The 19,985-nt window shown below is 69.3% G+C and carries 24 protein-coding genes and 1 pseudogene; 10 read left to right on the top strand and 15 right to left on the bottom strand.

The features are described 5' to 3' along the window. The first annotated feature begins 209 nt into the window (after positions 1 to 209). From Q0Z83_RS55525 to Q0Z83_RS55500, 6 genes are all read left to right on the top strand, one after another. Positions 210 to 1,193 (top strand): TerC family protein, encoded by a 984-nt coding sequence (locus Q0Z83_RS55525; protein ID WP_317791626.1) that lies wholly within the window; start codon positions 210 to 212, stop codon positions 1,191 to 1,193. 68 nt (positions 1,194 to 1,261) lie between these two features. Beyond that, positions 1,262 to 1,768, top strand: coding sequence for a general stress protein (locus tag Q0Z83_RS55520; protein WP_317791625.1), 507 nt, complete (start codon positions 1,262 to 1,264; stop codon positions 1,766 to 1,768). Between the two features lie 52 nt (positions 1,769 to 1,820). Next, complete coding sequence (locus Q0Z83_RS55515; RefSeq protein WP_317791624.1) at positions 1,821 to 2,315, top strand: hypothetical protein; 495 nt, start codon at positions 1,821 to 1,823, stop codon at positions 2,313 to 2,315. 34 nt (positions 2,316 to 2,349) lie between these two features. Continuing rightward, entirely contained in the window at positions 2,350 to 2,586 is a 237-nt protein-coding gene (locus Q0Z83_RS55510; protein ID WP_317791623.1) for a hypothetical protein, read from the top strand. Beyond that, on the top strand, positions 2,561 to 3,427 hold the full coding sequence (locus Q0Z83_RS55505; protein WP_317791622.1) for a baeRF3 domain-containing protein: 867 nt from the start codon (positions 2,561 to 2,563) through the stop codon (positions 3,425 to 3,427). Before Q0Z83_RS55510 ends, Q0Z83_RS55505 begins: the two co-directional genes overlap by 26 nt. Before the next feature lie 224 nt (positions 3,428 to 3,651). Next, positions 3,652 to 4,056: an ATP-binding protein gene (locus Q0Z83_RS55500; protein WP_317791621.1), complete on the top strand. Its 405-nt coding sequence runs from the start codon at positions 3,652 to 3,654 to the stop codon at positions 4,054 to 4,056. A 33-nt stretch (positions 4,057 to 4,089) separates the two neighbouring features. On the opposite strand, the gene Q0Z83_RS55495 is transcribed toward Q0Z83_RS55500, so the two are convergent. Together Q0Z83_RS55495 and Q0Z83_RS55490 are read right to left on the bottom strand one after the other, a co-directional pair. Beyond that, positions 4,090 to 4,416, bottom strand: a complete 327-nt coding sequence (locus Q0Z83_RS55495) for an STAS domain-containing protein (RefSeq protein WP_317791620.1) — start codon at positions 4,414 to 4,416, stop codon at positions 4,090 to 4,092. Continuing rightward, the gene (locus Q0Z83_RS55490) at positions 4,413 to 4,631 is read right to left on the bottom strand and encodes a helix-turn-helix domain-containing protein (protein WP_317797391.1); all 219 of its coding nucleotides are present in this window, start codon (positions 4,629 to 4,631) and stop codon (positions 4,413 to 4,415) included. The genes Q0Z83_RS55495 and Q0Z83_RS55490 overlap by 4 nt, the downstream gene beginning before the upstream one ends. A 393-nt stretch (positions 4,632 to 5,024) precedes the next feature. On the opposite strand from Q0Z83_RS55490, the gene Q0Z83_RS55485 reads away from it, so the two are divergent. Then, entirely contained in the window at positions 5,025 to 5,633 is a 609-nt protein-coding gene (locus Q0Z83_RS55485) for a hypothetical protein (protein WP_317791619.1), read from the top strand. Beyond that, a complete protein-coding gene (locus Q0Z83_RS55480) occupies positions 5,630 to 6,835 on the top strand; it encodes a PrsW family intramembrane metalloprotease (RefSeq protein WP_317791618.1) in 1,206 nt (401 codons plus the stop codon). The genes Q0Z83_RS55485 and Q0Z83_RS55480 overlap by 4 nt, the downstream gene beginning before the upstream one ends. A gap of 63 nt (positions 6,836 to 6,898) precedes the next feature. On the opposite strand, the gene Q0Z83_RS55475 is transcribed toward Q0Z83_RS55480, so the two are convergent. Next, positions 6,899 to 7,156 carry a hypothetical protein gene (locus Q0Z83_RS55475; protein ID WP_317791617.1) on the bottom strand — a complete coding sequence of 86 codons (258 nt, stop codon included), beginning with the start codon at positions 7,154 to 7,156 and terminating at the stop codon, positions 6,899 to 6,901. Between the two features lie 163 nt (positions 7,157 to 7,319). Beyond that, a pseudogene (locus Q0Z83_RS55470) lies at positions 7,320 to 7,553 on the bottom strand (IS5 family transposase); the annotation flags it as partial. Positions 7,554 to 7,779: 226 nt separating this feature from the next. Between Q0Z83_RS55470 and Q0Z83_RS55465 the strand changes: the two are divergent. After that, positions 7,780 to 7,977: a YdeI/OmpD-associated family protein gene (locus Q0Z83_RS55465; RefSeq protein ID WP_317791616.1), complete on the top strand. Its 198-nt coding sequence runs from the start codon at positions 7,780 to 7,782 to the stop codon at positions 7,975 to 7,977. A gap of 355 nt (positions 7,978 to 8,332) precedes the next feature. Here the strand turns inward: Q0Z83_RS55465 and Q0Z83_RS55460 are convergent, their stop codons facing one another. The 11 genes from Q0Z83_RS55460 to Q0Z83_RS55410 form a co-directional block, all read right to left on the bottom strand. Further along, complete coding sequence (locus Q0Z83_RS55460) at positions 8,333 to 8,929, bottom strand: class I SAM-dependent methyltransferase (protein ID WP_317791615.1); 597 nt, start codon at positions 8,927 to 8,929, stop codon at positions 8,333 to 8,335. A 35-nt stretch (positions 8,930 to 8,964) separates the two neighbouring features. Beyond that, on the bottom strand, positions 8,965 to 9,669 hold the full coding sequence (locus Q0Z83_RS55455; protein ID WP_317791614.1) for a hypothetical protein: 705 nt from the start codon (positions 9,667 to 9,669) through the stop codon (positions 8,965 to 8,967). A 172-nt stretch (positions 9,670 to 9,841) separates the two neighbouring features. Further along, entirely contained in the window at positions 9,842 to 10,966 is a 1,125-nt protein-coding gene (locus Q0Z83_RS55450) for a protein-L-isoaspartate O-methyltransferase family protein (protein WP_317791613.1), read from the bottom strand. A gap of 241 nt (positions 10,967 to 11,207) precedes the next feature. Continuing rightward, entirely contained in the window at positions 11,208 to 12,146 is a 939-nt protein-coding gene (locus Q0Z83_RS55445; protein WP_317791612.1) for a phosphotransferase, read from the bottom strand. Between the two features lie 130 nt (positions 12,147 to 12,276). Then, entirely contained in the window at positions 12,277 to 12,837 is a 561-nt protein-coding gene (locus Q0Z83_RS55440) for an NUDIX domain-containing protein (protein WP_317791611.1), read from the bottom strand. 239 nt (positions 12,838 to 13,076) lie between these two features. Further along, the gene (locus Q0Z83_RS55435; RefSeq protein ID WP_317791610.1) at positions 13,077 to 13,598 is read right to left on the bottom strand and encodes a P-loop NTPase family protein; all 522 of its coding nucleotides are present in this window, start codon (positions 13,596 to 13,598) and stop codon (positions 13,077 to 13,079) included. 14 nt (positions 13,599 to 13,612) lie between these two features. Beyond that, a complete protein-coding gene (locus Q0Z83_RS55430; RefSeq protein WP_317791609.1) occupies positions 13,613 to 14,410 on the bottom strand; it encodes an aminoglycoside phosphotransferase family protein in 798 nt (265 codons plus the stop codon). Further along, positions 14,407 to 15,711, bottom strand: coding sequence for an MFS transporter (locus Q0Z83_RS55425; protein WP_317791608.1), 1,305 nt, complete (start codon positions 15,709 to 15,711; stop codon positions 14,407 to 14,409). Before Q0Z83_RS55425 ends, Q0Z83_RS55430 begins: the two co-directional genes overlap by 4 nt. Continuing rightward, positions 15,698 to 16,099, bottom strand: coding sequence for a MazG-like family protein (locus Q0Z83_RS55420; protein ID WP_317791607.1), 402 nt, complete (start codon positions 16,097 to 16,099; stop codon positions 15,698 to 15,700). The genes Q0Z83_RS55425 and Q0Z83_RS55420 overlap by 14 nt, the downstream gene beginning before the upstream one ends. Then, entirely contained in the window at positions 16,096 to 16,905 is an 810-nt protein-coding gene (locus Q0Z83_RS55415; RefSeq protein WP_317791606.1) for a nucleotidyltransferase domain-containing protein, read from the bottom strand. The genes Q0Z83_RS55420 and Q0Z83_RS55415 overlap by 4 nt, the downstream gene beginning before the upstream one ends. After that, positions 16,902 to 18,770, bottom strand: a complete 1,869-nt coding sequence (locus Q0Z83_RS55410) for an ABC transporter ATP-binding protein (protein ID WP_317797390.1) — start codon at positions 18,768 to 18,770, stop codon at positions 16,902 to 16,904. Before Q0Z83_RS55410 ends, Q0Z83_RS55415 begins: the two co-directional genes overlap by 4 nt. A 629-nt stretch (positions 18,771 to 19,399) precedes the next feature. On the opposite strand from Q0Z83_RS55410, the gene Q0Z83_RS55405 reads away from it, so the two are divergent. Further along, positions 19,400 to 19,954 carry an NUDIX hydrolase gene (locus tag Q0Z83_RS55405; RefSeq protein ID WP_317791605.1) on the top strand — a complete coding sequence of 185 codons (555 nt, stop codon included), beginning with the start codon at positions 19,400 to 19,402 and terminating at the stop codon, positions 19,952 to 19,954. Positions 19,955 to 19,985: the final 31 nt, after the last annotated feature.

Below are 19,985 nucleotides of genomic sequence, written 5' to 3'. Positions count from 1 at the left end.
CGAACTGTGCTTCGTGAATAATGGTACGTAGTTCGAGGGGGAGTACCCGACGATCCACGCGACGTCGTCAATACGGATCCGGCAATCCGGATCCCGGCGTCGCAGCCACCGCCGCCATGGTGGTCCCGGGGAGACCTTCGTCCAACAGCGCCGAACCCTCCCTCTCCGCCCCAGGAGGTTCGGCCGGGACGAAAGGTCTCCCCATCACCATGTCCGTGTCCTGGTGGATCTGGGCCGTGCTCATGCTGGCCATCGCGGCGATGCTCGCCGTCGACCTGTTCCTGCACCGCGACAATCACGTCATCGGCTTCCGTGAGGCCGCCGTCTGGTCCGGGATCTGGATCGCCGCCGGCCTGCTCTTCGGCGTCATCCTCTGGGCCTGGCAGGGCGGCGACGTCGCCGGCACCTACTACGCCGGCTACCTCATCGAGAAAGCACTCTCGATCGACAACGTCTTCGTCTTCGCGCTGATCTTCACCTACTTCGCCGTCCCCGCCGCCCTCCAGCACAAGGTGCTGTTCTGGGGCGTCATCGGCGCCCTGGCCTTCCGCTTCATCTTCATCTTCGTCGGCGCCGAACTGCTGGAAACCTTCTTCTGGACCGCCTACGTGTTCGGCACCTTCCTCATCTACACCGGCTACAAGATGGCCTTCCGCCACGGCGACCAGACCCCACCGGACCGCAATCCGGTCGTACGCCTGGTCCGCAAGATCATCCCGACCGACGCGAACTACCACGGCGACAAATTCTTCACCCGCATCAACGGCAAACGCGTCGCCACGCTGCTGTTCGTCGTGCTGATCGCGGTCGAGGCCACCGACCTGATCTTCGCCATCGACAGCGTCGCCGCCATCCTCGCGATCACCACCAGCACCTTCATCGTCTGGACCGCCAACGCGTTCGCCATCCTCGGCCTGCGCAGCCTCTACTTCTGCCTCGCCGGACTCCTGCGCCGCTTCGTGCACCTGCACTACGGCCTCGCCGTGCTGCTCGCCTTCGCCGGCGTCAAGCTGATCCTGTCCGAGACCCCGGTCGGCAAACTCCCGATCCCGGTCACCCTGGGCGTCATCGTCGTCACCATTACCGTGTCGATCCTCTGGAGCCTGCGCAGCACCCGCGGCATCACGACCGGTGCCGACGATGTCCCCGAAGACGGCACGCCGGCCGATCCCTCCACCACCACAGCCCGCTGACCCAGCCCGCCACCGCCGGCCCCCGGCCTGCCCCGCCGCATACGAGCCCTTCGACAAGGAGCACGGTGATGACGACGACTCAGGTGCCCCTACCCGCCGAGCTGCCCACCACGACGGCCACCGTCGTCGGCGACTACCCGACCTACGCCGCCGCGCAGCACGCCGTGGACTACCTGTCCGACCATGGCTTCCCGGTGCAGCACGCCACCCTCGTCGGCGTCGACCTGCGCCTGGTCGAGACCGTCACCGGCCGGCTGACCGTCGCCCGCGCCGCGCTCGTCGGCGCAGGCGGGGGTGCGTGGATCGGTCTGCTCGCCGGCGCCGTGCTGGCCCTGTTCATCACGGCCGCCTGGCCGGACGTGGTGGCGGTGGCCGTCTTGGGCGGCGCGGTGTGGGGCGCGGTCATGGCCGCGGTCGCTCACGCCGCCACCCGCGGCCGGCGAGACTTCGCCTCCTACCGTCGGCTCGCCGCCGCCCGCTACCACCTCACCGTCGCCACCGACCACGCCGACGACGCGAACCGGCTGCTCACCCAGCACGTCGAGGTTATGCAGTACACCTGGTACCCCCGCTGACACCCGGCGGCCTGCCCGAGCACCGCTACGACCGCGAAAGGACGTGCCCGTCATGACCATCACCCGCCCGTACATCAGCCGCGTCACCGGCCGCACACCCGGCTCCGGACCGGTCGTGGCCGTGCTCACCGACGGCCCCACCGACATGGCCGTGGCCGCCCACGCCGCCGACCTCGCCGCCCGCAGCGGCACCCTGCTGATCGCCGCAGCCGCCGTCCACAACACCGGGTTCAGTCTCAACGCGCTGCTATGCCACGCCCGCAACCAGCGCCTGCACGCCGACAGCATCGCCATCGTCGGCCGCGTCACTCCAATTCTGCACACCGCCGGCGTCGCCTGGATGCGCTCCACCCTGCTGCTGCCCGCCGGAACCGACGCGTTGCGCGCCGTGCCGATCACCGCACTGCAGCAGCTCGTCAACCGGTACGGCGCCGTCGCCGTCGTCACCGCCCTGCCCCTGAGTGACCCCACCGGCCTGCTGCACCCCGCCGAACGCCACCCGGGCGCACCGGCGAACACGGCCACCGACCGGCACGCCACCTTCTAACCCGGCCCGTCCCGCCGCAACCTCTGGAGGACCGATGTCTACGACCGTCACCGCGACGTTCCCTGCCGCCGCCCAGGTCAGCGCCCTGCAACAGGTCCACGAGTACCCAGCCATCAGCCTGCTGCTCAGCACCACCCCGGCAGCACAACTCGGCCACGCCGACACGCTGCGCCTGGACGCCCTGGCCACCCAGGCAATCGACCGGGTCCGCGCCGAACTGCAACCCGCCGCCGCAGCCCCCCGCCGTGCGCCGCCTGCACGCCCTGCTTGAACAGGCCCGCCAAGGCCCCGCCACCCAAGCGATCGCCCTCTACGCCAGCGCGAGCACCGACGCCCTGATCCGGCTGCCCATCACGGTCCGCGACCGCGCCGTCGTCGACCCCACCTTCGCCACCCGCGACCTCGTCCGCGCCCTGCACCGCACACCCCGACACCTCGTCCTCACCCCCAACGCCGGCCAAGCCCGCCTGTTCGACGCCGCCGGCGACACCCTCGTCCCCGCCCTCACCAGCGCATTCCCACTCACCGCCACCCGTAACGACAACCGCAGCCGCAGCCGCGGCCGCGCCGACAAACCCGCCCGCAACGTCGACGCCGCCCTCGGCACCTACCTACGCCTGCACCCCGCACCCCTGGTCCTGGTCGGCAGCGACCACGCCACCGCCGCGTTCCGGCGCATCTCCACCAACTGCGCCCGCCTCGCCGGCACGGTCAACGGCAACCTCACCCACGCCGGCCGCGGCGTGCTGACCACCCGCATCCGCGCCGTCCTCGACGCCTACCTGCACCGCCGCCAAACCGAAGCCCTAACCCTTATTGACCAGCGCGTCAGCGCCGGACGCGTCGCCTCCGGCATGCCCGCCGCCTGGCTCGCCGCCCGTACCCAACGACCCGAAGTCCTCGCCGTCGACGAATCCCTCTACTACCCCGCACGGCTGTCCGACGACGGCGACACCCTCACCCCCGCCCACGACACCGCCCACCCCAACGTCATCGACGACGCCGTCGACGAACTCATCGAACTCGTCCTCACCCGCGGCGGCTGGATCGCCTTCACCACACCCGGCGCCCTCAACCACCACCACGGCATCGCCCTCACCACCCGCCACTGACCGACACCGCCACCCACACTGCACGCCGACCCTCAGCCCAGCCTGGGAGGTCTCGCCTCGCTGGCAGCGTTGATCTGTCATATCGATGTCAGCGAATCTCTCGTTTGCGTGGCAGCAGTAGATATACACCAGAAATAGGGCGAATATGATCGCTCTTCGCATAGTTATCTCGGGTGGGGGCATGCGGGGGCATGGCCTTGACCAGTGCGATCCGTCCGCCTCCGGTGAATGAGCAGATCCGGCTGTGGGTGATCGACGACCCGGGGCAGATGCGGATGGTGCGTGCCTCGCTGCTGGAGGTCCTTACCGGCCAGCCTGCCCTGTCAATTACTGCTGATGATGAGGTGCTGCAGGCGGTCGTGATCGTGGCTACGGAGCTGATGTCGAATGCGCTGCAGCACGGTCTGCCGGCCCGGTCGGTGCGGGTGGGCCGCGGCGATGGCTGCCTCGTCGTCGACGTCGTCGATCATGAGCTGACGGCGGGGCCGGAGTATGTGCGGGACCGTCCGATGGATCGCGGCGGTTTTGGGCTGCGGCTGGTGCTGGAGCTGGCCTCGGACATGGGCTGGTGTGTGATCGGCGCGAGCAAACACGTGTGGGCCACGATTGCCCTGGCAGGCCGCTTGTAGTCCCGGCCCGAACGGTGGCAGAGCATCAGGGCGTTACTGAAGCGTGGCCCCATCGCGCAGTGTCTCGAGTGCGCCGGTAATTTCCAGGACGCGGAGGACCCTGTGGTGGGCATCGACGACGCGCAGCAAGACGCCCTGCTCGGCGGCGTCGCGTTGAGCGAACAGCAGTGTCCGGATGCCGGTGGAGTCCAGGAACGTCACCTCGGCCAGATCTAGGCGCACCTCGCGGGCCCCGGACGTGACCGCGTCGCGGGCCGCGTCGGTGACCTGTGGGGCGGTGGCCATGTCGATCTCACCGGCGATGCTGACCCGCACGATGCCGGCCCCCTCGGGCCGGGTGGTGATCTGCAGGCCGTTCACGCGGCGTTGCTCGCGCTCGCCGCCTGAGCACGTTCGAGTACCCGGTACACCGTCGGCCGGGACACCTCGAACAGTTCGGCCAGCTCGACCACGGTGTGTTCGCCGGCGGCGTGCAGCTTCAACAGGTGCGCCTGCCGGGTTTTCGACAGCTTCGGCGCCCGGCCCTTGAGCCGGCCTTTGACCTTGGCGATCGCCATGCCCTCGCGGGTGCGCATCCGCAGCACGGCCGAAGCGTAACGGATAGCCCCATTCAACGGACAGATCATCGGACACCCTATGTGAGACGTGTCGCACGCTGGTCGGCGCCGATCGCCGAGCGGACGGCGAGGTGTCCGTTGAGGGAACCCCTTACGAATACGCCCGCCAGGCAGTCCATCGAGCCGCCTTACCGTTCAATCCGGTTCCGATCCCCCCGAGGCCTGAGCCGCGGCCAGTCCGGCTGATCATGAGGCTCGGCAGGGTAGCAGCGCGGCAGACGCCCACCGTAGTCATTGCGTTGATCTGTCTGGTTGATCACGCGCGGGTGATCCCGATGTCACGGGAAGTATTGACGGTGGAAACCTTCGATCACCACGATGGGTGTCGGCGGGAGATTAGGAGAGCAGCGGGTGTCTACCAGACCTCACGAACAATCCATCGCACCACCGGAGCTGCCACGACGGGAGCCGTACCGGACCTGGCCCGGCGCGCTCGCCGTCCTGGCGGTCATCCTGGTCTATCTCGGCATCGTGATCGTCATCGACGACCGCACGCCGACCGAGTACGAACCGGTCCCGGCCGGCAAACCCCTGGCCGTCGGCACGGCGCTGACCTTCGTCCCGCGCGACGGCTACGTGCTGGACCCGACCAATTCCAGCACCGACCCGGCACTGCCGTCGGTGCAGCTGGTCGGCTCGTCCGGCACGTTCCGGATCACCGCGAACGATTGGAACGGCACCCTCGCCCAGCTGGTCGAGCGGCAGAAGAAAGAGTACGAAGCATTAGCCGACGCCCGGACGATCGGTGACGACGCCACCTTCACCGCCCCGGGACTGTCCGGGACCGTCTTCACCCAGCTGCTCGACAACGGCAACCAGATCCGCACCTGGGTGTCGGTGGACGAGAGCTCCGACCGGTCGGTCGTGATCCTCGGGGCCGCGCCGAGCGAGGTGTTCCGGCAGTCGCTGCCGCGCATGCAGGCGATGGTCGACAGCGTACGAGTGGAGGCCCAGCCGTGACCGCACCCCAGCCCACCGCCGTCGGGGTAGCCCCGGTCGTCCGGGGCCCGATCGGTGTCGACGGTTTCTGGCAGCCGCGCCGGTTCGCGTTCTGGATGCTGATCTTCCTGCTCGCCAACGGCGCGTTCTCCGTCATCTCGATGTTCTACCAGGGCTCCCGCGTCGTCCCGACCGCCACCATCCTCGGCATCGTGGTGTGGGCCGCCTACACCGCCATCCCGTTGCTGTTCTTCCACAGCCTGGACCTGTTCCAGCAGCACCCGCCGCTGGGCTACGTGCTGGCCTTCGCCTGGGGCGGCCTCGGCGCGCTCTACCTGGCGATCCCGGCCAACGGCGCGATCAACTCGATCGTCGCCAAGACCACCGGATCGCAGGACTGGGCCCCTGCCATCGCCGGGCCGACCACCGAGGAACTCCTCAAGTACCTCGGCGTCATCCTGCTGGTGCTCATCGCCCGCACCCAGTTCCGCACCATCCTGTCGGTGGTCGCCATCGGCGCCGTAGTCGGCCTCGGTTTCCAGGTCATCGAGGACCTCGACTACACGGTCAACACCGCGATCAGCATCGGCAGCCCCAACGAGGTCGTACCGGTGTTACTGACGCTGGCGTTCCGCGGCATCGTCTCCGGGCTGTGGAGCCACGCCCTGCTCACATCGATCTCCGCGTTCGGCCTCGGCTGGTTCCTCGTCCACAAACACAAGCCGCTCGCCCAACGACTGGCGGTCGCCGCCGGCGCCTACGCCCTGGCCTGGCTCGGGCACTTCTTCTGGAACAGCCCGCTGCTGCGCACCGGCAACCCCTACCTCGACGCGCTCACCCACGGCCTGCCCATGCTGCTGGTCGGATACCTGATCTGGCGCCTCGCCGGCCGCGAGGAAGCCGGCTACCTCACCGGCCTGGCCGACACCTACGTCGACCAGGAACTGATCACCGCCGACGAGCGGAAGGCCCTCGCGTCGCTGCGCTACCGCCGGCACCTGCACAAAGAAGCCAAGAAGACCTACGGGCGCAAAGCCGCCCGCCGCTACCGCACCCTGCAACGCCGGCAACTACACCTCGTGCTGCAGTACGGCCAGCACGGCCCGGGCGGCCGTACCGGCCAGGCCGCCCTCGAAGTCCAACTCGCCCGCGCCGACTTCGCGGCCAAGACCGGCGTACCAGACCTCGCGTCAGCGCGAACAACAGCCGCCGCCTCGGTGTAGTGCCCCCTGAGCGTTGTTTGACGAGGTGTAATGGCTGGGGAGGTGAGAGGACGTTCCGGGAGGTTAGGTCCGTTTCTGGATCAGGGCGAAGATGCCGGGCTGTTCTTCGGTGACGACCTCGCGGTTGACCAGGCATTTCAGCCTTGCTCGGGTACCTTCGACGTGTTTCGGTAGGGGCTCGATGTCGAGGGCGAGGCAGACGTCCTTGGCCCGTATGCCGGCGGTCGCGGTGGTGAGGACGGCGAGGATCTGCTGGTAGGCGGAACTGACGATGGTCGGGTCGTCGGCGGTGAACCCGGTCGCGGCGAGATGTTGCAGCATGCTGCGGGTAGTCGCGAGGTCGGCCAGTTCACGGTCGATGCGGCCGAGTTCGGCCGAGAGCAGGGTGATCTGCTCGCGCAGCCCGCCCGGCGGTGGCGGTCGCGGTGGTCTCGCGTTCGCCGATGAGGGTGAGGATCGTGTCGAGGTGCACTGGCGGGCCTGCCTATCCGTGTCGCCAGGTCGGGGTGCTGGTGCCGGTCAGGCGGCGGACCATGCCGGCCATCGACGCCCACAGAGTTCGCGATACCGATGATTCAGGGCGGCTCTCGTATTCGCGGGCCAGGCGGCGGTGCAGCATCAGGGTGCCGTAGACCTGCTCGACGATCCATCGATTCTTGACCGGCACGAACCCGGGCTGGGTGTCGGTGCGTTTGACGACCTGCACGTCGATGCCCAACCTACACCGTTCTGTACCTCGACGACCTGCTCCAAGAAGCGGTCATCGCGGCGGCCACCCCGGCGCGTCGAAGGCCACCTCGACACGGTGGAAGCAATCCTCGGAGTCAACAAGGCCGACGTCGCGCCGCGCTTTCACGTACGTCGGCGCCTCGCTGCAGCGCCGGCTCGGCGCCCGGGCCGGCGACGTCGTGGCATGCCGGCTGCGACCGGCCGACCCCGACCATGTGCCGATCCCCGCCGACGTCAAGGCCGCCCTCGACGCCACAGCCCAATACGACACCTTCACCCGCCGCCGCCCCGCCGCGCGCCGCCAGCTCCTGCAGCCGATCGAGGACGCCGCCCACCAGCCGACGCGGCAACGCCGCATCGAGGCACTGGTGACCACGCTACTCGGGCCCACCCGGCCGCCCGATCCCAGCTGAGCGCGGTCAATCGGTCGCCGGGCGAGTCTCGGCCATCCTGAGAGGCCGGTAGCCGTCGGTGTCGAGCTCGTCGAATTCGCCGTCGATGTCGACAGAATGGGTGCTGTGGAAGTGCACGTTCTTGTGGTGGGACGGCCAGATGTGTGCCAGGACCTCGTTGTCGACGATGAGACCCCTAGAGCAAGGCCAAGATGAGATCAACGGCTTGTCGTTGTTTGCTGCAACTACGGCGGGGCCATCTTGCGGCCTACGCCTTTCGGTCAGGCGTATTCCGACACCGTCATCAACACGGAGGAACTCGGCTACCTGGCTGCCTACCACCATCGCAGTCCGTGCCTTTCAGGAAAGGGCGGCATCAACACGAAGACTTGACAGGGAACCGCAGCGGCAGGACGATCCGTCCGTCGGGGGCGAGTTGTGTAACCCAGAACGGCGAGACGTCGCCGGCTTCCATGGTGATGATGATCGCGTCGTAGGGGGCGCCGGGTAGGTGCCCGAGGTCGCCGTCACCGTGCACCACCTGTACGTGCGGGTAGCCGGCCCGGTCGAGGTAGGTGCGGGCGAGTCCGGTGATATCGGCGTCGATATCGACGGTAACGACCAGTCCGTCCGGGCCGACCAGCTCGGCGATCAGGGCTGCCTGGTAGCCGCCGGAGCCGACCTCGAGGACCCGGGCGCCGGGCTTGAGCCCGGCCTCGGCGAGCATGAAGGCTTGCACCCATGGGGCGGACACCGAACTCGTTGTCTTACCGTCGGGTCCGCGTTTGGTCGCGACGATCTTGTCCGCGTACGCCTGTTCCAGGCCGACCGTGTCCGGTACGAACAGGTGCCGCGGCACGGTGCGGAAGGCGCGCTCGACTGCCGGGGTGCGGGTCCAGCCCTTCGCTGTCAGGTGTGCTGCCAGGTCGGCGCGCAGCCGGTCTGGTGAGGTGCTCTCGACCGTGGTGTCCACTACTGGTCGTCCCTTCCGGGGATGTTCGGTGGTTGTCATGGGGCAGCGTCTGGTGCTGGATTGCTGGGCGAGGGTGGGTGCCGTACCCGGCGCGGCGTTAGGGGTGGGTGGTCAGGACGCCGTCGGGCAAGGTCGGCAGGCACCCGCCAGGTCGTCCAGTCCTCGGTGAGGGGTCCACGCCCGGCTTCGGCGAAGGCGATGGCCCGCTGTCGGGCCGCCTGCACCCGCTCATGTTCGCTGTCGGGGACGAGGCCGGCCCGCCGGATCTGCTCGTACTCGGCTTCGTCTTTCCACCGCCAGGTGTTGCCGCCAGGGTCGGTGATGAGGTCGAGCAGGAGATCGCACGTATCGAGGAAGGTCGGCCGTCGGATCACTGGCCGCTCGAAATTGATCTTCCAGTGGCCGGGGCTGCCGTCGACGGGCTGGTAGTGCTGGAGGCTGAAATCGGGGTCGAGGCCGATCCAGGTGACGACGATGGTGTCGCGCCAGACCCAGCGGCCGAGCTCCCAGTCACCGTCGACCAAGTCGGTGACCGCCTGCTGGCGGGCCTGTTGACCGGCGCCGGTCAAGGACTTGATCCAGTTGGCCAGGGTGTATCCGGCAGTGCCGGGCCAGGTCACGAGGACCAGCTGGTGGCCGTCGTCCGCGAGGACGCGGTGCGGGGCGGCGGTCCAGACTTTGCCGTCGCGGACGTCGCGTCGGACGACGGTCGAACCGGGTTCGAAGACTGCAGGTGTCATGGGGAAGGCCTCCGTTCACGAAAATGAACACCCAGTAGGAACAGAAGCGGTCGCGCCACCGTGGCGACCAGGTGCAGGGGCTGGTCGGCACGGATCATCGAGGTCGCCGCGGGGGCCCTGGTTGCGTCCAGCCGGACGACGTGAACGACGCCGATGGCGCGGTACCGACTGGTCACGGCAGTGTCCTTCCGCCTCGATGGTTTGGCTGCCCGGGACCGGGGCCGGCGGGGAATCCTTGCCCCGCGACGTTTCCCGGTCGGGACGTCACACCGCCCTGGCTGACCTGCAAGTTCCAGCCCAGCAGGTCGGGGCCGTCGTAGGGCACGAGAGTGCAGGGAAACGACTCGGGCACCGGGCGGCCGTCCCGCTCCCACCGCGCCAGCCAGGCCCGTAAGGCGAACAGCGACGGCGAGTCCTCCCGATCGGCGATGATGGCCCCATCGGTCAAGATCATTGCGGCGGAGCGTGGCGTCGTGTGCCCGAGCCCGCGGATCTCGTTGCGCAGCGACACGGCGCTCAGCTGCGGGTCGCTGAGCGCGGCGGTCCAGGTGTACCAGGAACGCCAGTCCTGCTCCATCTGCCGGTACATGGCGGTGTACCCGGGGTTCAGCAGTTGGTGGAGGGCATTGCTGGCGCCGGTGTGCTGCGGGTTGTCAGCAGCACGCCAGCAAATACCGATCCAGGACGGATCGGGTTGATCGTCGCAGTAGTCGACGAAGCGGCCGGGGACGGTCTGGGCGTCGTCGACCGCCGTGGGAGTGCTCTGGGCGTAGCCGCCGCCGGTGACGGCCTCGATACGAGGTCGCCCGGCGGTGACGGTGATGGTGGCGATCAGCGTGATCGACGGCAACGTCGCGATCGGCAGGCACGCGACGAGCCGCCCACCGTCCACGACCTGCTCGGTCCACGACCGGCAGAGCCGCGGCGGGGCACACCACGCCACCACGCGATCGACAGGCCCATCGGCGGGAACATCGGCCAGCCCGTCGCCGACGCGGAAGTCGACACCGGTGATGCCCCGCTCGGCGTGGATCGCCTTGGCGCGCCGGATGAGTTCATCGCTGATGTCGACACTGGTCACCCGGCCACCCGGCGCGCACAACCGGGCCAGCAGGGCAGCGCTGTAGCCGGAGCCGGTCCCCACTTCCAACACCCGATCGCCTGGCTGCACCTGCAGAGCGGCCAGTTCACGACGGATCGACTCCGGCGTCGACCGGTGCACGGTCTCGCCCCAGCGCTCGTGGCGGTGGAATGCCTCGGCCGGTTCGGCGTCGAAGGCGTCATCGAGGTCTGTCATGGCTCCTCCATTCGCAGGCGTCGCGATAGTGGGTTGATGTGCCTGGTCAGCGGCAGAGGCCGTCGCTGCCACCGATATCGGTGATGCGGCCTATAGGCGACCAGTTGCCGGTCCGCACGGACCGGTAGCGCGGTCTCCCGGAACGGACCGGTGCGACCGCGATCAGACGGGGGAAGAAGAGGATGCCTCGCTCCGTTTGCCTGGTAGGGCAGGGAGCGTGTCGGCTCGGTCGCCGGGCGCGTCATTGTTCGACCATGGTCAGGAGGTCCTCGATGAGCGGCTGCAAGGCGTCCGCGCGGGCCCGTTGCCACCGCCGGTGGGTGGGCATGCCGGGATGAGCGGCCAGCGTCGAGTTCCGGCGCCACATGCCGGCCTGCGCGACCACGAATCGGGCGGCCTCGGCGAGCTGGCCGGCCAGCAGATCCCGTGCCTGCCGCCGGGCGGTGTCGGGTCCCTCGGCATGGCCTGCCGCCACTACGTCGGCGGCCAGCAACGCGTGATCGAGCCACGGCGCACCCGCGGCGCCGGAACCCCAGTCGACGAGCACGGCGGTGCCGTGGGTGGGGTCGATGATCGCGTTGTCGGCGCGGATGTCCTGGTGCGTCAGCCACTGCCCGGCGGTCCACTCCCGCCACCCTGTCGTCGCAGCGGCAAGCCGCTCGACGTGACGGGCCTCCCAGCTGGTCAGCGCGTCGGGCTCCGCGGCCAGCACGGTCCAGCCCTCAAGATCGGGTAGCCGGTCGAGTACCGGCGGCACACCGGCCGGGGCAGGCACCCGCGCCACGGCGGCGCAGGCCCTCGCCACCGCAGCCACCGACGTCGTCGTCCAGGGCGGCCCGGCGACCGACCCTGAAACCGGATCCATGACGAGCACTATCCAGTCGCCGATGTTGATGACCCTGCGGAGACGGGTGGCGGGAACGTCGGTGGGCAGGACCGACAGGACGGCGGCTTCCTGCTGGTAGAGCTCGTGTGAGCGGGCGTTGATCCGCTGGCTGATCGCTTTCACGAAGACCGCATCGTCGTTGCAGAACGTCACCACGGCAGCCGGACCGGGGGTCATGCCGCCGTGCACATCGCGGACGGCGACGATCGGGCTGCCGACGCACTCTTCGACCGCTCGGGCCAACCCGGCGGGCACCGTCTCCCACGAGGGGCGGGTCGTAAACACGGCTGTCATCGGCGGGGCTTCCGGTACCAGCCGTGTCCGCCCCGCGCGATCCCACCGGCATGAAGCTGATGCGGCGGCATAACGTCGTCCAGCGGGACGGGATCATCGTGGCCGGGCCGGGCAGGTCCCGCGTTGCTGATCATTGGGCCCGGCCCGGGGTCGCTCGCGTGCGGTCGTTCGTCATCGCCGTGTCTCCGGTCTTCGGCTCATCGCGGTCAAGGGCGGTCGCGGTGGTGTGACGGTCCGGACGCGGCAGAACACGATCTGCTTGCTCTTGCCATCCGCTGATCTGCAGTCCCCCGCCGTTGCGCCAGACCTCGATGCCGGCGGCGGTGTACGGCACCGTGTTCGGTGGCAGCTCGTCGGTGAGCGGCCACCAGCGGATGTCCGCGCACTTGTGCGGCTCGCGGTTGACCGGTTCGCCGTGGCGGCTCGCATCGAACTCGGCCGCGAAGATCAGCGCGACCCGGCCCTGTCCCTCAGGGTTGCGGTGGTGCACGACGCCGGCGAAGCGGGGTTCGTCACCGGTGAACCGCACCCCGATTTCCTCGAAGGCCTCCCGCCGGACCCCGGTGAGCGCGTCCTCGTCGTGTTCCAGCTTGCCGGACGGGACGTTCCACCAGCCGTCGCGGTATCCGGTGCCCTCCCGTAGCGCCAGCAGAATCCGGTCGCCGTCGGTGAACATCAGGAAGACATCCACCGGATGCTGCGGAGGCAAGCTGGTTAGCTCGGGACGGTGCGGGACAGTCAACGTGTTCTCTCCTTCATCAACAGGGCACCGGCAAGGTGTCGGAGCGGCGCAGGCCCTGCAGTGCGCGGCTCCCGGGGACCTCGGCAGGTACGCGACGGGCGCCTATATCGACGTGTCCGGCAATTCCCGGATCGGCGTATGCGGATGGCCGTGGCGGTAGGGCCGGCGACAGGGAGGGGACGACTCGCTCATGGTGGGCTGCCGGTACGGCGGGTGAGCTGGTCGAGGTAGCGATCGGCCTGCGCATGGCTGGTCAGGTGCACGACTTGATCGCCCCGGAAGTGCTCGGCGATGCAGGCCCGCACGCGCGGCAGGTGAGTGCGCCGGAACCGATGGGCCACGTACCAGAGGAAGTCAAGGGTGATGCGGTCATGCACGCCGTCGGGGTGCCGTCCGCCCCGGTAGCGCCATCGCCGCCGCAGGATCCCCCACAGGCACACCAGCGGCGGCGGATCGACGATGATCACCGTGTCGGCCGCTGCCATCCTCACCGGCATCGACAGCAACGAGTTGCCGTCGATGATCCACCGATCGCGGTCGACGACCTCGCGCTGCCGGGCGGCGTAGACCTCTTCGGGGATCACCGTCCAGGTGTGGGTGTAGCGAAGCGCGTCCAGATAGGTCACTGGGATGCCCAGCAGGGGGCCGAGCCGGTTGGCCAGGACGGTTTTGCCGGCTCCGCCGTTGCCGACGATGGCGATGCGCTTCACCGGTGCGGTCTCCTTTATCGGGTGCGGGCGGGCGGCTGGCCGAGCAACTCGGCACGGTGGGCCAGGATGTACGCGACGGCACGCCGGTATCCGGCGGGATGGTCCTCGTCGGCGTGCACGGTGTAGGCCGGATCGGCGGCATGGATGCGGTCGTCGAGGTGCGCGGCCATCGCCAGCAGCCGCAGGGCGGCGAAGTCGACGATCTGCTCGGCCCGGACGTCGTGTCCGTAGGCGCCCGTGAGTAGCCGCAGTCGGCCGGCCCGGTCGGGTTCGGTGTCCCAGCCGAACCCGGCCAGATCCTCGGTGGGATGAAACGGCACCAGGTGGTGGGCCAGGTAGGCCAGGTCCCAGACGCGGTTGCTGGGCCCGGCGGTGTCCCAGTCGATGATGCCGGTCACGCGGGTGCCGTCGAGCAGGATGTTCCACGGCGCCAGGTCGCCGTGACCGATGCAGTCGATGACGGCGGGGACCGCGAGTTCCATCCGGTGGCAGCGCTCGGGTTCCGGGGCGACGAATCCCTGGGTGGCGTCGTGCAGATCCCGGACCGCATCGGCGACGGAGATCAGGGTTTCCTCGGAGCGCCACGCGAGGGCCAGCGGCGGGTATCCGCTGTCCCCGGGCAGGTAGCCGAGGATTTCGCGGGTGCCGTCGGCAGTCGTCGCGTGCAGCCGCGGCGACAACGTGAAACCCTGCCGCTCGAGATGGGCGAGCAGGGCGTGCACGTTGGCTGCAGCGGGACTGATCGCGCGTTCGATGGTGTCGCCGTTCCGGTGAGGGCGTGCGAACCGGCCGCGCTGCATCGGGTCACTCACGGACGTGCCCCCGTGGCTGATCCTGGCCCGCTACCTGCGGCCGGGCCTGGGGTGGTCCAGCTGCGCCAGGGCAGCACGATCGTGCTGGCCAGCAGCGCACCGGCCAGACCGAGCAGCGCCGTTCGGGCGCCGACCGCTGCGGCGGCCACGCCGGCGGCCGCGATCACGATGGGCTGGGCGACCTTGCTGCTGACCGCCCACGCCGCGGTCACCCGGGCCAGGTAGCCGTCGGCGACCGCCCGCATCCGATAGGTCGAGAACGCCGGGTTGAAGACCCCGGCACACCACAGCAGCAGCGTGTCCGCAGCGATGATCAAACCCAGGCCGGCGGTCGTGGCCGGCGCGAACGGGATCACGGCCATCCACAGGCAGCGGGCGGCCCCGGCGACCAGCAGCGTCGGCATCAACCCGGCCCGGCCGATGATCCGCGGTGCGAGCACCGAACCGAGGATCCCGGCCGCGCACGGCACTCCGAGGGCGAGGCCGTACTGTGCCGGGCTGAACCCGAGGTCGCGCAGCATGAGCACGGCGATCAGCGGCGTGGATGCGACGATACAACCGCCGAAAATGAGGGCATGCCCGAACAATCGGACGAGGAGCGGGTGCGCGGCGATGTGCCGCCAGCCCGCGGTCATCTCCGCCAGCGAGTGCCGGCCGTTCGCCGGGGCGGCGGGTGCTGGTTCACGGTGCCGGATGCGTCCCAGCGTGAGCGCCGACAGCAGGAAGCTGGCCGCGTTGACCAGGAGCGCGGCGAGGGCGCCGAGCCAGGAGACCAGCATCCCGCCTGCCGGTGGGCCGAGGGTGCTGGCCGTCCACATGGTGCTCTCCCACCGCGCGTTGACCAGCACCTGCCGGTCGGCGGGCACCAACGACTTCAGGTAGGCGGTGCTGGCCGCCGAGGACAGGATCGTGCCGATCGTCTGCGCGCCGGCCACCAGACACAGCTGGCCGAAGGTCAGCCCGCCGGCCCAGGCGGCGACCGGGACGCTGAGCAGGGTGACACCGCGCAGCAGGTCGGCGCCGATCATGACGGGGCGTTTGCGGTGGAACTCGACCCACGGCCCGAGCGGAACTACGGCGGCGGCGCCGGCGATCCCCGCTACCGCGGCCAGCAGCGAGATCTGCCAGTCCGAGGCATCCAGCAGCAGGATCGCCACCAGCGGCAGCGCGCCGGTGCCGATACCGCTTCCGGCCTGCGAGATCGCGTACGCCGCCCATAGCCGCCGCACCTGACGGCCACTGCCACGCCACGTCGGCACCAGTTCGGCGCCAGCAGGCGGGCGGCGGTCAGCGGTCACCATGCTGATCTCCGCCCGGCTGTGGCGCCTCGATCAAACCCAGGGCAACGTGCCGCTGGTAGTGGTCGGTGATCGCCGTGCGCAGGTCGTCGACTACGCCGTAGTGCGCGGCGATCCCCACCGCGGCGCGCATCACATCCATCACTTCCTTGACCAGGTGCGCCGGATCGAACGGGCCATGCTTGGCAACCTTGATGCCGGTGCCTTCGGCGTGGTTGACCGCTGCGGCGAGCTCGCCGGATTCCTCAGCAAGCCGGGTCACCCGTTCGAACGGACCGTTGTGGTCCGGGAACCGGATGTTCAGCGCGTGCACCGTCGCCACGAGCGCGGTGAACGTGTCCGGCACCGGCGCGTCATTGGCGTGCAGCGGGGTCTCCTGACCGGCGATCATGAGGTGGTCCCGGGTCGGGTCGGTGGTGTCCCGGCCGTCGTCGTGGCGAGTCCCGACCGGGAGGTCGCGGTTTCCGGTGCGATCGCGGCCTGGTGTTCGGCGATCTCGATCAGCCGGTGCACGGCGGTGATCGCTGTCTGCAGCGAGGAGTCCGTCTTCGAGTCGACACGGGCCGCGAGTAGGTGTCGTAGCGCGGCGGCATCGCCGGCGTCTGCCGGATCGCGCAGCTGCCGGCGGATGGCGGCTTCCCGCTCGTGATCGCCGCGGGCGAGGTATTTCGCGGCCAGTTGCACCAGCATCAGGACGGTCTGTGGCTGGTACGGGTCACTGTCTCCGGTGTCCCCGCTGGGGTACTGACTGATCAACGGCAGGAAGGCCAGATCGCTGCGCGGTGGCCGGTCACCGCGCTGGAACAGCCGCCGGGCGGCGGCCGACATCGTGGCCGTCGCCGCCGGCCACAGGTAAAGGTCGACCAGGACCGGCAACGCCACCAGCTCGACGCACGCCGCCCGGTAGGCGCCGCCGGCCGGGGCGTTCTTCGGCTTGTCGCGGGTGTAGAACACGCGGCCGGGCAGTCCCAGCCCTGCGATCGGATCCCCGAACACCGAGGGCGGCGCCGATCCGCCGATGGCCAGCACCAGGTCGACATCGCTGAACGCGTCGGCGTCGCCGCGCCCCAGTGAACCTTCGACCCACACCGCTTCCACGAACCGGTGTGCGGAAAAGACCTCGAGTGCCTGATGCAGCCAAGCTGTACGGGCCTGCCTCAGCCGGGCGAGCGCGCTGGCGGCGGCGGGCGTGTTCATGCGGCACCGGCATCAGATGCAACAGCGGACGGTTCGCTCTGGTATCCGGCCGCCTGCAGGGTGAACAGCGATTCGTAGGTGCCTGCGGCTGCCATCAGCTGGCGATGGGTGCCGGCTTCGATGAGCGCTCCGTGCTGGAGAACCAGGATCTGGTCGGCGTGGGTGATGTTGGCGAGCCGGTGGGTGATGAGGATGGTGGTCTTGGTGCCCTGCCGGTCACGGAGTGCCTGGAACAGGGCGTGTTCGGCGCGTGGATCGAGCGCTGACGACGGCTCATCCATGATCAGGACGTCGGCGTCCCGCAGGAATGCTCGCGCGGCAGCCACGCGTTGCCACTGCCCTCCGGACAGGTCCGAGCCGTCCTTGAAGGTCTTGTCCAGCAGGGTGTCGTAGCCGTTCGGCAGCTCCAGGATCATGTCGTGCGCGGCCGCTTTACGGGCGGCCGCCTCGATCCGGGCCGGTTCGGCGTCGGCGCCGATGTCACCCATGGCGATGTTCGTCGACGCGCTGAACGGCCAGTGGTGATGATCTTGCATGGCGACCGCGATCCGGCCGCGAAGATCGTCGACGTCGTAGGCGGCGTAGGGGTGACCGTTCCACAGCAGTGTGCCCGCGGTCGGGGCGCGGAGCCCGGCGATCATCGCCGCGAGGGTGGATTTGCCGGAGCCGTTCTCGCCGACGAGAGCGATCGTCTGGCCCGGCCGGATCGTCACCGTCACCTGGTCGACTGCCGGCCGTTCCCGATCCGGGTACTGCAGGCTCACACCCTGAACGGTCAGCTCGGTCAAGGGCTGCGCCACCCGCCGAGAGCCGGCGGCGCTGTCAGCGTCATGGGCCGGGAGATGGTGGGCTGCGGTCGACCGGAATCGCACGTACTCGTTGAAGAACTGGCCGCTGGTGTAGACCCTGTCGACCTGGAAGGTCACGGTGGACAGGGAACTGCGTGCCGCCTGCACCGCGATCACGCACGTGGTCGCGGCGGCCAGCGGGATGTGCCCGTTGAGCAGCAGCACACCGAGCAGTACGTAGACGCCCGTCAACGCGACGCCGCCGATCGTCGCTCCGATACTCATGGTGGTGGTGACCCGCCGGGCCACCCGCAGTTCCTCGGCGACCTGTGCGCCCATCACCTTGTCGTACAGGCCGAGCAGGAACGGCCGCAGGCCGTACGACCGCAGCTCCGCGGCCGAGTCGCGTTCGGCCATCAGCCGCTGCAGCACCCACTGCCGACGCCGCCGGGTGGAGGAGGCCAGGTAACTGCCGAACTTGACGTGCCCGGCGCGCAGGGCGGCATACCCGGTAGGGACGGTCGCTACGAGCAGCGCTACCAGCAGCAGCGGGTGGATGGCCACCACAGCGACGACGACCGCCAGCAAGCTCACCAGGCCCGCGAACAGGTTCATCACCGTCTGCACTAGCTCGATCGCGGCCTCCGTGCCACGGGTCGCTCGCTCCATGCCTTCAGCGAACTGGTCGTCGTCGAAGGCCCGCAGCTCGACCGCGGTCGTGTCGGCGAACAACTCCTTCTCCACGTCGAGCAGCACCCGCGGTGTCAGCCCGTTGAGGGCGTACCCGACGACCATGCCCAGCGCGCCGCGGATCGCGGTGACCACGGCCAGCCACGCCAGCGCCGGCACCGCCGCCCGCACCCGGTCCGGGGTCGGGCCGGCCGCGAACAACTCGATCAGGATCCGCTGGGTCGCCAGCAGCCCGAAAGCCGCCATCGAGCCCGCACCCACCGTCGCAACAGCTACCAGCAGCGTGCGCAGCCGGTCGGCGCGCCACGCCACCCGCACCGCTTTGCTGATCAGGCCAGGCAGCTCGGCGAAGACACCCAGCACACCGGCATCCGCACGGGCACGCATGCCGGTCTCCCACCAGCTGCGCCGGAACTCCGGAAGAACCGCCTCGGCAGGCTTTCCCCCGCTCTGCGCCGGGATACTCGGATCGGCATTGGACTTGTCCACAACGGCGCTCACCTGCTCATTTCCTCCTTCCGGGCGGTCCGCATCGTCAGAACTGGGAGGGAGGCGGCATGTTGTGGAGTCACCCCCATATCGGTACTCGCCTCCCGGGGTGGCGGGCTGTCGCGGACACGACGCAGTCCGTCTAACCGGGCAACGCATTCGCACAAATGGTCGAATAGCGCGTGTCGTAGACCGCTCACGTCTACCGGCCTCACCACTGTGGCGGCTACAGCGGTCGCCAGTGGCGTCCACGAGGCCAAATCGACGTTGATGAGCTTGCGCTCGGCGGGCAGCGATCGACGGGTGCGGGGCGCCGACGCCGACGGTGCCGGGCAGTGACCCACTCGCATAGCGGGATCGCGCGCCCGGGTGTCTACGCCAGAACACGTAAGTCGTTGTGCGTGTACGGGCTTGACGGACGCGGTAGGTTCGCCGGGTTCGGTCGTCGCCGGCCAGCGGAGCCTCAAAGTGTGAGGCATGTGCTGCGCCGGCAAACGCATTGAATCCGACTGCCTTGGAGGCGTCTCGTGTCGATCGCTGACTCGGAGATTGCGGAAGCCCTCACCGCCTATCTCGACCGGTATCCCGAGGAGAAGACACTGCTGGCCGAGCCGGTCGAGCTTCTGGCGCGAGGCAAGGACTTCGCCTCCCGCCGCAATTTCGACATGCACGTGACGGTCGGCGCGCTGCTGACGCGCGGGGAGGAGATCCTGCTCGTCGGGCACCTCGCGTACGGGATTCCGCTGCAACCCGGTGGGCATCTTGAGCCGAGCGACACGACGCTGATCGACGCCGCGGTGCGCGAGCTTGCGGAGGAGACCGGCATCGACCCCGACTCGGTCGTAGCGGTATCCCAGGAGCCCGTCTATGTCGAGTTCGGGCGGGTACCTGCTCGACCCCAGAAAGATGAGCCCGAGCACTTCCATCTGGACCTGGGCTACGCCTTCACGACGACAGGCGATGTGGGCAGCCTTCAGGAATCGGAGGTGACGAGTGCGGCGTGGTACCGGCTCGACGAGGCCGAGCGTCTGGTGGGACCCCGGATCCGCCGCGCGTGCGCGCCCTCCGGCCGGATGGGCTGAGCCGGACCGGCTCCCGGACTGTGCCGGCCGA

It is taken from the genome of Actinoplanes sichuanensis, from assembly GCF_033097365.1.
Lineage (GTDB): Bacteria > Actinomycetota > Actinomycetes > Mycobacteriales > Micromonosporaceae > Actinoplanes > Actinoplanes sichuanensis.
This window is presented reverse-complemented; position numbering and strand designations above follow the sequence as displayed.